Here is a 16,706-nt window from a genome sequence, read left to right as displayed (position 1 = left end):
GATGATGTATATCGCCGTGACCACTATCTGCCTGAGAAACATCACCTTCGTCACGTCCATTCCCTTCTCCGCCTGTTTGCGCATCGTATGGCGGAACAGGTATTTGGCTATCGCCGAGAGCACTCTTACGATGATGTATATCACAACGAGCTTTATGCCGAAGATTATGGCGTCTTCGAGTCGGATGTTCATATGAGACTTGTCGAGCAGCTCCTTCACGGAGTGTTCGGGAACCTTCTCGATTTCCTTGATGGTCGAGGTGGCGGCGAGGAATAGACTGTTCATAATTGTGTTTGGGTTTTAATTGGGATTTAATATGATGCCGTGCATGGGATTCCCATGGCTGTCACGCGGTCGCGTATGCCGTCAAGCTCCTCGTGGGTAGCTTTCAGCAGGCCCTTTGCCGGAGTTTCGCGGTCGATGGTGTATACCATCACCTCCATCGGCTTGATGCGCTCCACAGCCTTGAGCCACGGTTCGATGTATTCCTCCTTCACGTTGCTCATGTCCACGCCGTCTGCTTGCCCTTTCATGAACATCGTCTGGATTATGACATGGCCTTTGAAGGCGGAGAGACTCTCGATGATGTCCTCCACGTTGTAGTTCGGCTGCTGCGGACGGTCCACCTTCTTGATGTATTCTATGCTCACGGTGTCGAGTTTCAGTATGTTGTTGTCAACGCGCATCAGTGCCTCGTGCACCTGCTTGTGGTGGAGCATGGTGCTGTTGCTCAATACCGATACCTTTGCCTGCGGACAGTATTTGTCGCGCAGTCTTATAGTGTCGTCAATGATTTCGGCGAAATGCAGATGCGCCGTAGGTTCACCGTTGCCGGCAAATGTCAGCACATCGGGCTTCGGTCCGTTTTCTGCCATCTCCTTCAGCTTGGCTTCCAGGGCGGCAGCCACTTCCTCGCGAGTGGGGCGTGGAAGGGTGGGGCGGTGGTCGGCGTTGAAGCCGCATTCGCAGTAGATGCAGTCGAATGTGCACACCTTTCCGTCGGCTGGCATAAGGTTGATACCTAAAGAAACACCGAGTCGGCGACTGTGTATCGGTCCGAAAATCGGTGATGGATATATTACTGTACTCATGGCAAGATGTTTTTTTTGTTTTTTTGTATGTTTCTATTTGTCATGCAAATATACACACTATTTCTAACACCAAGAAGAAAACAATTGTTTTAGTGACGGTGAAAAAATAGATTGGTATGATTTGAGCCTCATATCTTTAGATGAAGTTGACACCTTATTGGGATGTTACATTTCTCACTCAAATCGTACCGCGTTATTATTTTACCTCCTCGAAATGCACACTGTCTATAAACAAGCTATTTGCGTGAGCGTGCTGCAAATGTGCTGCAAAACTCGTGCTAACGAGAGAAAAGAAAACTTGCTTTCTTTTCCGAGTGCAGCCGAGTTTGACCTTGGTCAAATATGGAAATAAACAACGATAAGCAAACACGCACTCAACTGCTGTAAAGGTAGTATTTTTACTTGTAAATGCCTTAAAGAAATGAACATTTTCTTTAGAACCAAAATAAGTCAATCACAAAAATGCCGAATGACTCACCACAAAAACGCCGAATGAATTACCACAAAAACACCGAATGGATTACCACAAAAATACCGAATAGTTTTGTGGTTTAAACAAAAGTCGAATGCAGAAGCTTTGGAAACACAACTTAAGACCTTTGGTTTCATATTTGAGCAGATGTGTGCACGAGACCTTCGGGCTTATACTCCAGGGTTTGGCAATCATCTGTCATATTATCGCGACCGCTACGGACTGGAAGCCGACCTTGTGCTTCATCTTGACGATGGACGCTATGCTCTGATAGAGTGCAAACTTGGCAGCCGTGAGATAGAAGAAGGAGCCAAACATCTTTTGAAAATCAAACGACTCATTCAAGTGCATAATGAGACAGAAAAGCAGGTGCCGTTGCGCGAACCCGACTTGATGATTGTCATGACAGGTGGCAGCATGGCTTACACACGCCCAGACGGAGTAAAAGTCATACCGCTTTCTTGTTTGAAAGATTGAAAAAACAGAATAGAATATGGGAACAGCATTACTGGCACTCTGCTTCTGCGCATTGTCGCTCGTCCTTGCCTTGTTTGTAGGCATATCGCCCATAAGCGACAAGGCAAAGATTAGGTTTATGTATGTTGGTGCTGCGCTGTCGTTGATGGCTGTGCCAAGTGCTGCCAGGCCGACCTCATGGCATATGCCAGTTCCGCATTCTTCAAGATTGGCAAGAAGCGTAAGGATATCGCCCAGTTCCTCTGTACGGTTTTCGAAGCTTACTTCCCTGGTGGTGAAGGATTCGTGTATAAGAAGATGCCAGGGACGAAAAGTTAGCTTGATAAGATCAGAGAATAATAGATAAGTTAGCACGAGACCACCATAAAACAAATGCACTTACATCCTTCATAATCTTATTCTTGAAATCTTACTGATTGCTCGTAATGTACTGATAATCAATACTAATTGGAATGGTAAAATGACGAAAGAAACAAATTAGGAACAACAAAATCAAGAAACCCCAAAATGAAAGCATGAGAAAACATAAATTAACACTGAAAACAATGATAAATTTCCGATTTTGACATTTTAAGAACATGGCAAATAGAACAAATATTTATGAACGCATATATGTATCTTGCCATGTTGGGAAATCAATTGCTTAGTCCCATTTTTGCAGATTATATTTCTATATTGTCTAAATTACGACGGAATACAGCAGATATTCAAGGGATTTGGATGGATTATCACGATAAAATATTATTTTTGTAGCGTAAAAACGATAAAAACATGAAGTTAAATCGCATAAGAGCAGTCTTAGAGGACAAAGGGATAAGCCAAACATGGCTTGCAAAGAAGTTAGGAAGGAGTTTCAGTACGGTCAATGCTTACGTATGCAACCGTTCTCAACCCAACCTTACAACGCTTCTTGAAATTGCACAGTTCTTGTCTGTGGATATGAAAGAACTTATCACGGACAAAAAGGAACGCAATGATTGAAGAGATTATGAGAGACAAAATAATATCATAGCATCATTTTGTGGATAAACTAAAATATAGTATTTGCAAAATAAATTGAACTTTTCTCATAAGAAAAGAAATATACTATAAGAGTTCATATCTCTCTACATGTTAAATTATTAATTGCTGATAACTATGAGACTGAAGCCAAAACTCCTCAATGCAATAATATTAGGATTGACAATGTTCCTTTCAATGCAAACCACTTGTGCTGCTTGCAACCCATCAATGGCCATTCAGCAAAAGAAAGTGGCAACTGTTGGCAAAAAGAGGGTTGCCATTAGCAAAAAGAGAGTTGTCAAGAGCAAGAAGAGAACCTATCGCAAGGCTTCGGCACGTAAATATTCGCATAGGGAACTGAACGCCATTATGCGGATACTTGAGCGGAAGTTCCTGTCGGAAGACAAGACCCCGGCCTTGCGAAATGTTGTTGGATTTGGAATGGGATCCAACTCCATTGATGTTGCGCTCCGTTGGAACACGAAGGAGAAGCAGCTGGAGTTTCGTAGGCAGATTTACAACTCGCCCGCCATCAGGTTTGAGGGCAAGTTGGACCCTATCATCGACAACAGGGAAGGCGTGAGCACCTACCAAGGCATCTCCCTCAAGGCGGAGAAGCCTTCCTATCCATTGGGCACCACGGAAATCAGATTCACGATTACCAACCATAGTGGCGAGGAATTTGTGTATGGCGATGCCTATAGCATCACAGCCCAAGGAGCGGATGGCAATTGGTTTGTTGTGCCCACCGATTGCTTGTTCACGGCCATCGGTCATGTTTTAAACGATGGTCAAAGCGGCACCATTACTGCCCATCTTTTTCCCGATATTCTTCCCAACAAACCAGGCGTTTACCGCTTTTTTTATGAGGATAGCATAGATGGTGAGAAGGTGCCTTTCATGGCAACCTTTGAGTTGAAGTAAATAAAAAGAATTGTTGCTTATGAAAATACTCTTCAGTTTATTGGCATTTTGTTTATTCTTGATAATCTGCTGATTTCTTGTAAAGTACTGATTATCAATACTAACTAAAGCCGAAAATTTGCAAAAGAAACAAATTAGAAACAAGAATTACTTTTATCCGAAAATGAAAACATCTGCTTAACAAATCTTAACATGGAAATGGACGGAAATTTTCCGATGTTGTCATTTGATTACTGTTTCGATTGCTATTAAAAGTGAGAAAATGAGCCCTATTGTTAATTGTTGGACAGCTGACATTTTATGCCTGACTATATGGAATGCTCTAAATGGCAAGTTATCCTCGCAATTAGGAGCACTTTTTAATACTTTTTGATAAACACAGACTGATTTAGCCCTACAAAAATGTTAATCATTTGTTAAATTACGAACAATCCTTGGTAGATCAAAACATTGTTTGTATTTTTACGAACAAATTCAAGATACATCTAAGCATGGAAGAAAAGAAATATTGCATCAAGACGGAAACTTTGGCAGGTTTTGCTAAGGCCCTCGGACATCCGGCACGCATAGCCATCATGAAGTTCCTTGCGAAACAGGACACTTGTTATTTTGGTGATATTCACGAGGAGTTACCTATAGCAAAGGCTACAGTAAGTCAGCATCTTACAGCTTTGAAAGAAGCAGGACTCATACAAGGTGAGATAGAACCCCCTAAGGTGAAGTATTGCATCAATCGCGAGAACTTGCAGTATGCACACCAACTCTTCTCGGAGTTCTTCAATATGGAACTCAGCGAGAAGAATGATGGTTGTTGCCGATAACCACCCACTTGCAACAGACACTCTTTGACCTAAATATACCCTCGCGGTTCGCTTCGAGGGTATATTTAGAATTAAAATGTTCGTTGTTCTGCGAATTATAAACAATAATTAATTATATAAGTTATGAAACAGATTAAAGTACTTGTAAGCTCATGTGCTTGCAATCAGAAGTATGTGTCTCTAGTAGAGGCGGTAGTAAAGAACAACCAGATTGACGCAACCATCGAAAAGGTGGATGACATCATGAAGGTAATGCAGTACAACGTGATGTCGCTTCCTGCTCTCGTGGTCGATGGCGAGGTTGTTGCCCGTGGGCAGAAGAACGAAGCAGAACTGCTGGCAATCTTGAAGTAACAACCATTAGACAAAGATCATATGAGACCATTATCAATCATCATTCTGGCTGCATTATTTTCAGCCGTTAGTGTAAGCTCTTGCAATGCTAACCACAAATCTGCCGAAGTAAAGACAGAAAATGCAGTTAAGGTTCAGCAACCTGTAGAGATCCTGTATTTCCACGGCAAACAGCGTTGCATTACGTGCATCGCCATCGAGAACGAGACGAAAGCACTCGTTGAGGGCGAACTCTCCTCGCTCGTCAAAAAAGGCAAGGTAACTTTTCGCATCATCGACATCACCACACCCGATGGCAAAAAGCTCGCTAAGAAATACAAGGTGACGTTCTCTTCACTCTTCGTCGTTACGCCGAATGGTGCAGAAGACCTCACCCGCTTCGCCTTTGCCAATGCCCGAAGCAATGCTAAGGAGTTCTGTTCTCAACTAAAAAACAAGGTCATGAAGGCCGTAAAATAACTGGCTATGGACTTTCTCAACCATCTCCTTGACAGCAGCCAGGTGCCAGTATTTACTGCTTTTCTCCTCGGTTTGCTCACTGCACTGAGTCCTTGTCCGTTAGCCACCAACGTCACGGCAGTCGGTTACATTACTCGTGGCTGTATGGCGTGCGATGATGACCAGCAAAGGGCTCGTCGTGGAATCTTGTGGAGTGGCGTGCTCTATACCCTTGGTCGAACTTTTGCCTACACCCTTCTCGGAGTCATCCTCATTTATATAATAAGAATAGGCAAAGACACTTTCGGACTTCAGCAGGTGGTGAGCGAATGGGGCGAACTCATCCTTGGTCCATCACTTATCCTTATCGGCTTCTTCATGCTCTTTGGTGATAAGCTCCACCTGCCCAAGTTCGGCTTCAACGGTAACATCAATGGTATGATGAAAGGCGCATGGGACAGTTTCGTCCTCGGCATCCTCTTTGCCTTGGCATTCTGTCCCACCAGCGGATTGTTCTACTTCGGTATGCTCATCCCTATGTCCGCCGAAACCACCGCAGGTTATCTCCTTCCGCTCGTTTTCGCCATCGCAACGGCACTTCCCGTCCTTCTTGTGGCATGGATTCTTGCCTACAGTATGCAGTCGCTCGGCAAGGTGATGGGACGAATAACCGCTTTTCAGCGATGGCTCAACCGCATCGTGGCACTGCTGTTTATCATCGTGGGAATGTATTACATCGTAACAATCAACGTATGAAACGAATTTTAGTTCTATGTACAGGCAATCGTTGCCGCAGTCAGATGGTTCAGGGCATTCTCCAAAGCCTTGACCCTGATTTAGAAGTTCATTCTGCTGGCATTCGTCCGGCATCAAAAGTTCATCCTCTAGCTGTCAAGGTGATGGCAGAGATAGGCGTTGACATCGCCGAACATTATCCGAAGCACATTGACTCTTATCTGGGTGATCCATGGGATTATGTGATTACTGTCTGTGGGGGAGCGAACGAATCGTGTCCGGTGTTCATAGGCAAAGTGGGAAAACGTCTGCACATTGGCTTTGACGATCCAGATGCTTTCAAGGGTACGGAGGAAGAGGTGCTGACTGAGTTCCGACGTGTGCGCGATGAGATTAAACAAAAAATGCACAATTTCTATTTGACAGAAATAAAGGATATCAAGATAGAATGTTGTACATCAGAAAACTATAATGATTAAACTATTATGATTCAACAATTTGCTGATTGGCTTGTCTATAACCTCATAGGTGTAGATGCCACAACACACCTTGGCGAAGCACTCAACTTCTTCGTCTATGACACGCTGAAGATTGTACTGCTGCTATTCCTCATCAGTGTCGTGATGGGGGTAGTAAACGCCTATTTTCCTGTTGAGCGAGTTCGCAATTTCCTTACCTCACGACGGCTCTATGGTTTACAATACCTGCTGGCGAGCCTCTTCGGAGCCATCACGCCCTTCTGCTCCTGCTCCAGCATACCGCTCTTCATCGGGTTTGTCAAGGGAGGCATTCCGTTGGGCGTAACCTTCGCATTCCTCATTACATCTCCTTTAGTCAACGAGGTTGCCGTGGCGATGCTTGCCGGCACATTCGGTTGGCAAGTGACCGCCATTTATGTCATAAGCGGCATTCTCTTAGGCACCATAGGAGGCTACATCTTAGGAAAAATGCGACTTGAGAAGAATCTTAGCGATTGGGTGCGACAGATTCAGCAACAGACAGGAACCAGTCAAGACACACCGAACGAGCATTTCTCCCTGCCACAGCGTCTGCCACAGATTCTGAGAGAAGCATTCGGCATCGTTCGCGGAGTCATCCTTTACGTCATCATAGGCATCGCCATCGGAGCTACTATGCATGGCTATGTGCCCGAAGGATTCTTCGAGACCTACCTCAGTGGAGAGCACTGGTATGCCGTGCCTCTTGCCGTCTTTCTTGCAGTACCGATGTACGCCAACGCTGCCGGTATTGTCCCCGTTGTCGAAGTCTTTGTGGCAAAAGGCGTGAGCCTCGGCACCGCACTTGCCTTCATGATGTCGGTAGTAGGTCTATCTTTGCCAGAGGCTACCATGTTAAAGAAAGTAATGAACACGCGTCTCATCGGGATTTTCTTCAGCACAGTTGCCTTCGCCATCATCCTCCTTGGTTGGCTGTTCAACTGTTGTTTATAGGTAACGAACGTCCTGAAATTCAACTAGCATCGGTAATGTATAATGCTACTACTGATGATGAAGAACACTTGGCTGATCATCACTATAAAATTGATAATTCATCTTATCAAGATTGACAATCTAATAAGCAGCCCCATTGATTTTCAGCAGAAATGCCGATTGTCAGTGGGCTTGTTCTTTCCAAAATGAATTCCACAAGCCATGTTGGGAACACTAGATTACTTCGTCCAGTGGTAGTGGCTGTCGAGTATCAAGAAGATAGCCAAGCCGAAAATGACCAAGCCAAGAACGAAGAAGAACCAGAAGAACCACTGGGCATAGTAACCAAGGTAACAACCATCATATTCCTTGTAGCGTTCACGAACTTTCTTCCGTTCATCAGCAAACATGGAATTGACCTCACGGATATGGATCTGCATCTGTGCGGTCATTCATTGGCGTTCTTTGGCAAACAGTTCTTGAATCTTCTGCCAGTCAGCATCATTGACATTTACAGACACCTTAAATTTTGTGGGACTTTTGTATATGATGTTTGCATAAGCTTCATCATTGCTGCATATCGCTTTTCCGTCAGTTGGATATTGCGATTAAGAGTCTCTGCATTTTTATTGCAGTTAGCTGTGACGTGTTATACATATTGGCAAGTTCTGTAAAGGAACCAACAATCTTGTCCACATATTTCTCGTCATCATAAAGGCGAGACCGCAAAGCCACATCTATGGCTTGATATAAAAGCTCAGCCCGTTGGCGGAATTAATTCAATCGATATGAGTAAAAGTTGTTCATAACGCTGATTTTAAGTAAAAACAAGAATTTCAAAAAAAACTGTCAGATTGTCTGGTTTTTCGTTGTAATGTTCTGACAACCAGATAGATGACCGTCTTTCGATTGTCAGGCAATTGTCTGGATGGTTTGCTGATGAAAGTAATTGTCAGATGGAAGTAATTGACAGATGTGAGGAATTCAGACGACAGGAATCGTATGCGTTGGCAGAATCTTGTAATACTGGTATTACAACATTAACTTATTGGGCAGATGTCTGACAGCAAATCTGCCCAACAGGGGCAAGCACGTTGCCCATGATGGGCAAGCACGTTACCCCAGTTGGGCAAGCACCGTGCCCAATTTTAGCCCGAATCGGTCATTAGGCCGTTCAATGTGATATTATACAAGAAAAATTTCTTGTTTCTCTCTAAAATGGTTATCTTTGCAGCGAATTCAGGTTATATAGCCAAATTGTGAAATGAGCAAGAAAAGAAGAAAGTCCGGCAGACGCATTGGTCTGCAGGCGATAACGCTATGTATAAGTACCGCAATGGTACTGATTTTATTGGGAATGGTGGTAACCTCCGTGCTTACGGCGCAGAATCTCTCCTCTTATGTGAAGGAGAACCTCACTGTGACGATGGTGCTGAGCGAGGAAGTCACCGATCCACAGGCAAGGCAGATGACCGTTGCCCTGCAGAAGCTGCCCTATGTACACCGTGTGACCTACGTCAGCAAGGAACAGGTGCTGAAGGAGCAGACTGCCGCCATGGGCACAGACCCGAGCGAGTTTATCGGTGAGAACCCCTTTGTCGGTTCCATGGAGCTGCAGCTCAAGGCGGATTATGCCAACAAGGACTCGCTGAAATGGATTACCAAGAATCTTAAGGCTGACAGCAAAGTGACCGACATCACTTATCCGCAAGACCTCATGGACAGTGTGAACGACAATCTGCAGCGCATCAACCTGGTGCTGCTGGTGCTTGCCGTACTGCTCACCTTTGTGTCGTTCTCGCTGATAAACAACACCGTGCGCCTCGCCATGTATGCCCGCCGTTTCCTGATCAACACGATGAAACTCGTGGGAGCGTCATGGGGATTCATACGCTGGCCGTTCGTCAGAAGCGCCATGTGGCAGGGACTGCTCGCCGCGGTGCTCGCCGATGCGGTGCTTGCCGGTGGAGTGTATGCCCTGTATATGTATGAGCCCGACGTGCTCGTGGTGCTCACATGGCAGGTGATGGCGATTACGGGAGTGTCGGTGCTGCTCTTCGGACTGCTCATCACGCTCTTCTGCTCATGGCTCTCGGTGAACAAGTTCCTGAGGATGAAAGCCGGAGACCTCTACAAAATTTAAGGCCCCTTGGCTGGCTCCAGCCTTAAGCGCCACTTCCCGGCCCTTGTCGGGATTAAATAAGACATACATTAAAAACGTTACATAATAATGGACAAGAGAAATTTTGCATTTGACCGCGTGAACTTCATGCTTATCGGCATCAGCATGCTGATAGTGATAGTCGGCTTCATATTGATGAGCGGCGGCGGTTCGACCGAAGAAAAGTTCGACCCCGAGATATTCAACACCATGCACACTACCGTAGCGCCTATAGTATGCTTCATCGGTTTCGTGTCGATGATATACGGAGTGATGAGAAAACCTAAAGACGATTAAGGCATAACATAAGGAATAGAAATGAATTGGTTTGAAGCATTGATCCTCGGTCTCGTGCAGGGACTGACGGAATACCTGCCTGTGAGCAGCAGCGGCCATCTGGCTATCAGCGCCACACTCTTCGGAGTGAACGGTGAAGACAATCTCGCATTCACTGTAATGGTGCATGTGGCAACGGTGCTCAGCACCCTCGTGATACTTTGGAAGGAGATTGACTGGATCGTGAAGGGCGTGTTCAAGTTCAAGATGAACGAAGAGACGAAATATTTCCTCAATATCCTCATCTCAATGATACCGGTCGGCATCGTGGGCGTGTTCTTCAAAGACACCGTGGAGGAGATATTCGGTTCCGGACTCCTCATCGTGGGCTGCATGTTGCTCGTAACAGCATTGCTGCTGATATTCTCATACTACGCCAAACCACGCCAGAAAGAGAAAATCAGCCTTAAAGATGCCTTCATCATCGGTCTCGCACAGGCAGTGGCAGTGATGCCGGGACTCTCACGCTCCGGCAGTACCATAGCTACAGGACTGCTGCTCGGCAACAAGAAAGAGAAGCTGGCACAGTTCTCCTTCCTCATGGTCATTCCTCCAATCCTCGGTGAGGCATTGCTCGACCTGCTCAAGGGACTCAAAGGCGAGCAGGCCTTCGGCGGAGTAGACACACTGCCACTCGTGGTGGGCTTCTGCGCTGCATTCATATCCGGATGCTTCGCCTGCAAGTGGATGATAAACATCGTGAAGAAAGGCAAGCTCGTATATTTCGGAATATATTGCGCCATCGCCGGTGCGGTGACCATAATCTGCTCATTTGCATAACAGAAAAGAACAGACATACAGATGAACTTCAACAAGGGAGAGATAATCTGCATCGACAAGCCATACCGCATGTCGAGCTTCGGGGCACTTGCCCACATCCGTTTCCTGATTTCAAAGAGGATGGGAGTGAAGAGGGTGAAGACCGGACATGCCGGCACACTCGATCCGCTTGCCACCGGAGTACTCATCCTATGCACTGGCAAGGCTACCAAGCGCATCGATGAACTGCAGGCGCACACCAAGGAATATACCGCCACGCTGCAGCTCGGTGCCACGACGCCAAGTTTCGACATGGAGCACACCGTGGACCATACCTATCCCACGGCGCACATCACACGTGAGCTGATAGAGGAGACGCTGCCAAAGTTCGTGGGAGAGATACAGCAGGTGCCGCCGGCATATTCGGCATGCAAGATAAACGGAGACCGCGCCTACAAGCTCATGCGCGAAGGCCAAGACGTGCCGCTCAAGGCCAAGACCCTGCGAGTGGACGAGATAGAGATGACCCACTTCGACGAAGAGGCAATGCAGCTGTCTGTCAGAGTGGTATGCGGCAAGGGGACATATATCCGCGCCCTGGCACGCGACATCGGAGAAGCTCTCGGCAGCGGAGCCTATCTCACAGCCCTGCGGCGCACAAGGGTGGGCGACGTGAGAGTGGAAGACTGCATCACGCTCGATGACTTTCCGCAGTGGCTCGCTGAGCAGGACATAGAGGAGAACACAGAAGAAAATTGAAAATATATAAAGGTAAAGCAAGAATATGAAACTATCGCAATTCAAATTTAAACTTCCAGAGGAGCTTATCGCACTTGAACCGTCATACCATCGCGACGAGTGCAGGCTGATGGTGGTACACCGCAAGTCGGGCACCATCGACATGTTTCAGAAAGACGATAAGGGACATGAGCTGAAGGATGCAGACGGCAACCCCGTGTACATGGACTTCCGCAACGTGCTCGACTATTTTGATGAGCACGACGCATTCATATTCAACGACACGAAAGTCTTCCCGGCACGTCTCTACGGCACGAAGGAGAAGACAGAGGCAAAGATTGAAGTGTTCTTGCTGCGTGAGCTAAACGAGGAGATGCGCCTGTGGGACGTGCTCGTGGAGCCGGCAAGAAAGATAAGAATAGGCAACAAGCTCTTCTTCGACGAGAGCAGTTCGATGGTGGCAGAGGTGATCGACAATACCACAAGCCGTGGACGCACACTGCGATTCCTCTACGATGCACCACACGATGAGTTCAAACGCGACCTCTTCGCGCTCGGTGAGGCTCCGCTGCCACACTATATCGTGGACAGGAGAAAAGTCACCGACGAAGACCTGGACAGATTCCAGTGTATATTCGCAAAGAACGAGGGAGCTGTCACAGCACCGGCAAGCGGACTGCATTTCAGCCGTGAGCTGATGAAGAGGATGGAAATCAAGGGCGTGAACTTCGCATTCATCACCCTGCACTGCGCACTCGGCAACTTCCATAGCATAGAGGTTGAAGACCTCACCAAACACAAGATGGACTCCGAGCAGATGCACATCGGAGCCGAGGCATGCAGCGTGGTGAACGAGGCAAAGCGCAATGGCAGACATGTATGCGCCGTGGGTACAAGTGTGCTCAAGGCTACAGAGACCGCCATCGGCACAGACAAGATGCTGAAGGAATATGAGGGATGGACAAACAAGTTCATCTTCCCTCCATACGAATGCGGACTCGCCGACACTATGATTGCCAACTTCTATCAGCCGATGTCGCCGCTGCTCATGGCAACATGCGCTTTCGGAGGATACGAACTGATAATGGAGGCATACAAGAAGGCGGTGGAAAACGGCTACAAGTTCGGATGCTACGGTGACGCCATGCTGATTTTGAACGACTGACGCTGATGATAGCATATCTTTCTTTGGGAACAAACCTCGGCGACAAACGCAAGAACATCGCCGAGGCAATAAAAAATATCGGAGAGCTGGTTGGCGACGTAGTGCGCCAGTCAGCTCTTTATGAAACTGAGCCTTGGGGCTTCAGGTCAGACAACCGCTTCGTCAACGCTGCCGTATGTGTGGACACACAGCTCTCACCCCGCCGGCTGCTCGAAGTGACACAGCGCATAGAGAGGGAGATGGGGCGCACGCTGAAATCCGACGGCGGTGAATACCACGACCGCATAATCGACATCGACATACTGCTCTATGGCGACCTGCATATCGATGAACCCGACCTGAAGATACCGCATCCGCTGATGCACGAGAGAGACTTCGTGATGACGCCACTCAATGAAATAATGGAGGAATAACAAGAAATGGGTATAGAAAAAGGTATATTCAAGAGAATGGAACTGCTCGTCGGCGAGCGTGTGATGCAGAAAACCGCTGAGGCACGGGTGATAATCTTCGGCGTAGGCGGAGTGGGCAGCTGGTGTGCCGAGAGTCTTGTGAGGTCTGGAGTCAGACATCTCACCATCGTCGACTCCGACAGGGTGTGCATAACCAACGTGAACCGCCAGCTCATGGCAACCACCAAGACCATCGGACGGGTGAAGGTTGAGGTGCTCAAGGAACGACTGCTGGAGATAAACCCTACGGCAGAAATCGTTGCCCTGCAGAAAATCTACGACGAGACCACTGCCGACTCTTTCAATATCGGCAGCTACGACTATATCATCGACGCCATCGACAGTCTGAAAGACAAGGCATTGCTGATTCTGGAGGCTTGCAAGACCGATTCGGTGCTTCTCTCCTCTATGGGAGCAGCACTGAAGATGGATGCGAGCAAGATTGCCGTTGCCGAATTCTGGAAGGTGAAAGGCTGTCCGTTGGCACGTGCGTTGAGAAACAAGTTCCGCAAGATGAAGGTGCGTCCGGCACATAAGTTCAAATGTGTATACAGCGATGAGCTCCTGCATAATCTCGGCACCAGCTTCACCTGCGGTACAGACCAGTGTGTATGCTCCAACAAAGAGGAGGTGTCCGGCGACCCTGGGCTTGCCGACCATAACTGGAACAATTCCAAAGCGCAGATAAACGGTACTGCGGCACATATCACGGCGATTTTCGGTTTTACCCTCGCCAGCCTCGTAGTAAACGACCTCTATCAGAAGGGACTTGCCGAGGCAAAAGACGCGGAATGATAGGGCTTGGTATCTTCGCCTTTGCGTGAACATTAGCGTGTCAGATTCTAATTTCCCCCCAGGGGGATAAAAACGAAAAAGCCACCCGTTTGGGTGGCTTCTGTATTTTGTATAACATTACTGACATTCACTTTCTTTTCTTTCTTTTTTGACCGTTACCCACGTGCCTGTTGCTGTATTTACAGCAAACAGGTGTGACTAACTAAAATCAAACAACTAATCTTACCTAAATCTATAATAACCTAACTAATAATCGTTTTCAATGCCCTTGGGCATCATTCAATCCTTGAAAAACAATCTTTTATCTTTACCTTAATCCTTTTTCCCACCGCTTTTCATAGCGGGGGAATCATACCTATCTTCTTCGTTATCCTTGCCGTCGAGCGGCTTTAAACAATCCTTTACCACTAATTACCTATTTCACAATCTTTCATTACCTAATATTTCTATGGTCTTTCTGTTATCCTTATCTTTATTATCATCAATGACCAACTTTGTTATCCTCAATCTTCATTACCTGAAAAACTATCGTTTCCTTGTTTCTAATACCTTTCTGGTCATCTCTGCGTCTTTGTTATCCTTCCTTCAATCTTTGTCTTTTACCTTTCTAATAACCTATCTTCAATCTTTTTACCTCTTACCTCTAATAACCTATCTGTTTGTTATTTCTTCTATTGGCGTTGTGGAGGTCTTCTTGTGTGCCTCCTTGTTTGTTTTGACGTTGCAAAGATAGTATTGTTTGCGCACACAACAAACAAAAACATGCTAAATAACATACTTTTCCATAATATCTTGATGTAAATCAAAGTATTTTTGTTGTCGCACACAAATGCAAACGATTTCTTCTTTTTTCCTGTTGTGTTCATTGGGTTAAAAGACAAACAAAATCCACTCTTCTAAAAAAACAATATCCAAGCAAGCCCTAATGTCCGATGTGGTTTAAACCAAAAATAGGAAGACAGCATGTAGTCATGCCGGCTCCCTATTTTATGTTTTTGTTATCCTTTGTCCTTTTTACCTGTCTATGTCGATGCAAAAGTATGAAATAAAGGTGGATGTTGTATCGCTTTCCGCCTTAAATCATACGTAAACGATTACATGCCAGACAGAGGCTTACTTGTCTACGCTCACCTTGTGGTTCATCCATTTCCCTCTGTAGATCCGAATGAGGAAGATGATTCCTCGGAACGTCAGTTCTATCGCCATTGCCGACCACACGCCAGCCAGTCCGTATTTCGGTGCCAGATAAGCAGCGAGCGAGAGGCGTATGAGCCACATGCTGCCGAAGTTCATCACCGACGGAATCTTCGTGTCGCCGGCTCCTATGCAGATGCAGTTGCCCACGATAGCTGCGGCGAACATCGGTTCTGCAAAAGCCTCTATGCGCAGTGCTCCGATGCCGAGCACTCTGATTTCCGTCACCGGTGTCATGATGCCTATCATTTCTGGTGCAAAGCAATACATTATAGCTCCCATCACCGCCATTATCATCATTCCCAGAGCCAGCGTCATATATGCGAACCGCTTCGTCAGGTCGTGTCGCTGCGCTCCCATGCTCTGTCCTATCAGCGTAGTGGCAGCCTCGCCGATACCATATCCCGGCATGTAGCACAGGCTCTCTGCCGTGATGGCGAAGGTGTTGGCGGCGATGGCAAAGTTGCCAAGCGGCGCCACGATCATGGTGCTCACTATCTGTGCGCCGCTCATCAGCATATACTGTATCGCCATCGGAAAACTTATTCTTATGGCATTCTTGATATATCCGCGGCATGGTCTCCATATCCATCTCTCCCCTTTGAGCGATATTATCGGAGCCTTCCTCACGGCAATCCATATCAGAATCAGTCCGGTGACGAGAAACGCCAATGCCGTTCCCACGGCGGCACCCGTCAGTCCGAGTCCCAGTCCGGGCATGTGTATCGTCGTTCCCAGTATCGTGATGTCTCTCGTCGGGAATATGGCGATGAAATTGAACATCACGTCGAGCAGACACATCAATACGCTCATCATGCTCGGTATCTTCATGTTGCCCGAGCTTTTCAGCATTGCCGACGCCATCATGCCCACCATATATATAGGTAGGGCGGTGCTGTAGACCAGGAAATAGCTTGTCGACAGCGGAGCGATGTCGCTTCCGCCTCCGAGCCAATAGGGCAGAGGCTTTGCTATTGCCGCTCCTAATGCCATGAACAGCAGCGACATGACGGTCATCGCCATCAGTCCCAGACGGAACACCTGCCGCGTCTTCTTCTCATCGTTGGCACCTATGAAATGTGCCGCCTGCACCGAGAATCCCATTATCGCCGCCGATGCCAGTCCGCCGAACAGCCATGTAGTGGTCTCTATCAGTCCTATTGCCGCCGAAGCCTTCGCTCCGAGCGAACCCACCATTGAAGCGTCGATGAAGAACATGAGTATCGACGACATCTGAGACAGTATCGACGGGATACTGAGCTGCACGATGAGGCGCAGCTTGTCGCCGTCGGTCATCTCCTGTCCGTTGCGGATCATCGCCAGCAACTTGTTCTCTTTAGCGTTCTTTTGTGACATATTGAT

Annotated in this window: 19 protein-coding genes and 1 pseudogene; 17 read left to right on the top strand and 3 right to left on the bottom strand. The window is 47.0% G+C overall.

What is annotated here, in order from left to right; translation table 11 throughout:
- Positions 1–311: 311 nt before the first annotated feature.
- Positions 312–1,091: a radical SAM protein gene (locus CCC32_RS05545; RefSeq protein ID WP_287072877.1), complete on the bottom strand. Its 780-nt coding sequence runs from the start codon at positions 1,089–1,091 to the stop codon at positions 312–314.
- A 571-nt stretch (positions 1,092–1,662) separates the two neighbouring features.
- Here CCC32_RS05545 and CCC32_RS05540 point away from each other — a divergent pair.
- The 10 genes and pseudogenes from CCC32_RS05540 to CCC32_RS05495 form a co-directional block, all read left to right on the top strand.
- Positions 1,663–2,040: pseudogene (locus tag CCC32_RS05540) on the top strand (DUF4143 domain-containing protein); the annotation flags it as partial.
- 177 nt (positions 2,041–2,217) lie between these two features.
- Entirely contained in the window at positions 2,218–2,358 is a 141-nt protein-coding gene (locus CCC32_RS05535) for a hypothetical protein (RefSeq protein WP_156132433.1), read from the top strand.
- A gap of 453 nt (positions 2,359–2,811) precedes the next feature.
- Positions 2,812–3,021, top strand: coding sequence for a helix-turn-helix domain-containing protein (locus CCC32_RS05530; RefSeq protein WP_044072484.1), 210 nt, complete (start codon positions 2,812–2,814; stop codon positions 3,019–3,021).
- A 156-nt stretch (positions 3,022–3,177) separates the two neighbouring features.
- Positions 3,178–3,966: an immunoglobulin-like domain-containing protein gene (locus CCC32_RS05525; protein ID WP_117475658.1), complete on the top strand. Its 789-nt coding sequence runs from the start codon at positions 3,178–3,180 to the stop codon at positions 3,964–3,966.
- Between the two features lie 491 nt (positions 3,967–4,457).
- The gene (locus tag CCC32_RS05520) at positions 4,458–4,787 is read left to right on the top strand and encodes an ArsR/SmtB family transcription factor (RefSeq protein WP_287072867.1); all 330 of its coding nucleotides are present in this window, start codon (positions 4,458–4,460) and stop codon (positions 4,785–4,787) included.
- A gap of 123 nt (positions 4,788–4,910) precedes the next feature.
- Positions 4,911–5,141: a thioredoxin family protein gene (locus tag CCC32_RS05515; protein ID WP_022315796.1), complete on the top strand. Its 231-nt coding sequence runs from the start codon at positions 4,911–4,913 to the stop codon at positions 5,139–5,141.
- A 21-nt stretch (positions 5,142–5,162) separates the two neighbouring features.
- The gene (locus CCC32_RS05510) at positions 5,163–5,600 is read left to right on the top strand and encodes a nitrophenyl compound nitroreductase subunit ArsF family protein (RefSeq protein ID WP_022315795.1); all 438 of its coding nucleotides are present in this window, start codon (positions 5,163–5,165) and stop codon (positions 5,598–5,600) included.
- 6 nt (positions 5,601–5,606) lie between these two features.
- Complete coding sequence (locus CCC32_RS05505) at positions 5,607–6,335, top strand: aromatic aminobenezylarsenical efflux permease ArsG family transporter (protein ID WP_287072865.1); 729 nt, start codon at positions 5,607–5,609, stop codon at positions 6,333–6,335.
- Positions 6,332–6,793, top strand: coding sequence for an arsenate reductase ArsC (locus CCC32_RS05500; protein ID WP_287072864.1), 462 nt, complete (start codon positions 6,332–6,334; stop codon positions 6,791–6,793). Before CCC32_RS05505 ends, CCC32_RS05500 begins: the two co-directional genes overlap by 4 nt.
- A 6-nt stretch (positions 6,794–6,799) precedes the next feature.
- Positions 6,800–7,765 (top strand): permease, encoded by a 966-nt coding sequence (locus CCC32_RS05495; protein WP_287072862.1) that lies wholly within the window; start codon positions 6,800–6,802, stop codon positions 7,763–7,765.
- 218 nt (positions 7,766–7,983) lie between these two features.
- On the opposite strand, the gene CCC32_RS05490 is transcribed toward CCC32_RS05495, so the two are convergent.
- Positions 7,984–8,196 (bottom strand): hypothetical protein, encoded by a 213-nt coding sequence (locus CCC32_RS05490; protein ID WP_287072860.1) that lies wholly within the window; start codon positions 8,194–8,196, stop codon positions 7,984–7,986.
- A gap of 812 nt (positions 8,197–9,008) precedes the next feature.
- Between CCC32_RS05490 and CCC32_RS05485 the strand changes: the two genes are divergently transcribed.
- From CCC32_RS05485 to CCC32_RS05455, 7 genes are all read left to right on the top strand, one after another.
- Positions 9,009–9,887: a cell division protein FtsX gene (locus tag CCC32_RS05485; RefSeq protein WP_044066074.1), complete on the top strand. Its 879-nt coding sequence runs from the start codon at positions 9,009–9,011 to the stop codon at positions 9,885–9,887.
- An 87-nt stretch (positions 9,888–9,974) separates the two neighbouring features.
- Positions 9,975–10,202 (top strand): DUF3098 domain-containing protein, encoded by a 228-nt coding sequence (locus CCC32_RS05480; protein ID WP_022316286.1) that lies wholly within the window; start codon positions 9,975–9,977, stop codon positions 10,200–10,202.
- 21 nt (positions 10,203–10,223) lie between these two features.
- On the top strand, positions 10,224–11,021 hold the full coding sequence (locus tag CCC32_RS05475) for an undecaprenyl-diphosphate phosphatase (protein ID WP_022316285.1): 798 nt from the start codon (positions 10,224–10,226) through the stop codon (positions 11,019–11,021).
- A 21-nt stretch (positions 11,022–11,042) separates the two neighbouring features.
- A complete protein-coding gene (gene truB, locus CCC32_RS05470; RefSeq protein ID WP_022316284.1) occupies positions 11,043–11,759 on the top strand; it encodes a tRNA pseudouridine(55) synthase TruB in 717 nt (238 codons plus the stop codon).
- Positions 11,760–11,784: 25 nt separating this feature from the next.
- Positions 11,785–12,903 (top strand): tRNA preQ1(34) S-adenosylmethionine ribosyltransferase-isomerase QueA, encoded by a 1,119-nt coding sequence (gene queA / locus CCC32_RS05465; protein ID WP_278839936.1) that lies wholly within the window; start codon positions 11,785–11,787, stop codon positions 12,901–12,903.
- Positions 12,904–12,908: 5 nt separating this feature from the next.
- Positions 12,909–13,316, top strand: a complete 408-nt coding sequence (gene folK, locus CCC32_RS05460; protein ID WP_042520110.1) for a 2-amino-4-hydroxy-6-hydroxymethyldihydropteridine diphosphokinase — start codon at positions 12,909–12,911, stop codon at positions 13,314–13,316.
- A 6-nt stretch (positions 13,317–13,322) separates the two neighbouring features.
- A complete protein-coding gene (locus CCC32_RS05455; RefSeq protein ID WP_287072852.1) occupies positions 13,323–14,150 on the top strand; it encodes a tRNA threonylcarbamoyladenosine dehydratase in 828 nt (275 codons plus the stop codon).
- 1,113 nt (positions 14,151–15,263) lie between these two features.
- Here CCC32_RS05455 and CCC32_RS05450 read toward each other — a convergent pair.
- A complete protein-coding gene (locus CCC32_RS05450) occupies positions 15,264–16,700 on the bottom strand; it encodes an MATE family efflux transporter (RefSeq protein WP_022316280.1) in 1,437 nt (478 codons plus the stop codon).
- Positions 16,701–16,706: the final 6 nt, after the last annotated feature.

Source organism: Prevotella sp. LMAG:51 (genome assembly GCF_008680225.1).
In the GTDB taxonomy this organism is placed as follows: Bacteria; Bacteroidota; Bacteroidia; order Bacteroidales; family Bacteroidaceae; genus Prevotella; species Prevotella pectinovora.
This window is presented reverse-complemented; position numbering and strand designations above follow the sequence as displayed.